This window comes from Enterococcus sp. GPZ-007, from assembly GCF_059374735.1.
The window spans coordinates 1-1060 of the sequence record NZ_JCAFYN010000103.1 but is presented as its reverse complement, the minus strand read 5'-3'; the positions used below and the strand labels follow the sequence as shown (position 1 = coordinate 1060).

The 1060-nt window shown below is 40.8% G+C and carries 1 pseudogene; it reads left to right on the top strand.

What is annotated here, in order from left to right:
* Nucleotides 1-74: 74 nt before the first annotated feature.
* A pseudogene (locus tag AC4J95_RS21065) lies at nt 75-1060 on the top strand (IS3 family transposase); the annotation flags it as partial.

Genomic DNA, 1060 nt, shown 5'->3' with positions numbered 1-1060 from the left:
TGAATCGGCTACACTAGACTAGACAGAAAAAATAAGGTGTGTAGAATAATAAAAAACACACTGGAGGATTTTTCATGTCAAGACGTCAACGAAGAACCTATTCAAAAGAATTCAAGCAACAAGTCGTCGATCTCTACCTTGCAGGCAAACCACGCGCAGAAATCATTCGAGACTATGAGCTGACCGCTTCAGCCTTCGATAAATGGGTGAAGCAAGCACAGTCAACAGGCTCGTTCAAGGAAAAAGATAACTTAACCCCGGAACAAGCAGAACTGATCGCATTACGAAAGAAAAACAAACAGCTCGAAATGGAGAATGATATTTTAAAGCAAGCGGCGCTGATATTCGGACGAAAAGACAAGTAATTGATGCCAACAAGCACAAATACTCGATATCAGCGATGTGCAAAATTCTAAACATTTCTCGTCAAACCTACTATTATCAAGCACAACCTGTCAGAAATGAGTCTGAATTAGAAGAAGTCATACAGGAAGAATTTATTCGTAACCGAAAAGCCTATGGCACCCGGAAATTGAAGAGATGTTTAGCAAAGCGTGACCTTCAACTCAGTCGGCGCCGAATCGGTCGAATCATGAAACAACGTGGGTTGACATCTACCTATACGATCGCTCATTTTAAAGGCCAGCGAACAGCTTGTAATGAAGCGGAAACAGCGAATGTATTAGATCGGACCTTTACACAAGAACAGCCATTGGAAGCGATCGTTACTGATCTTACTTATGTTCGCGTGGGGAAAAGGTGGCATTATGTCTGCTTAATTCTGGATTTGTTTAATCGAGAAATTATTGGTTATTCCTGTGGTGAGAAAAAGGACGCCTCATTGGTAAAAGAAGCCTTTGGACGGATCCCATATCCTTTAACAGACGTCAAACTTTTCCATACCGATCGTGGAAAGGAATTTGATAATCAAACCATTAATGAGATTTTAAATAGTTTTGAGATTACTCGTTCGCTGAGTAAGAAAGGCTGTCCCTATGATAATGCCGTTGCAGAATCTACCTATAAATCTGTCAAAGTCGAATTCGTGCATCAATCCCAG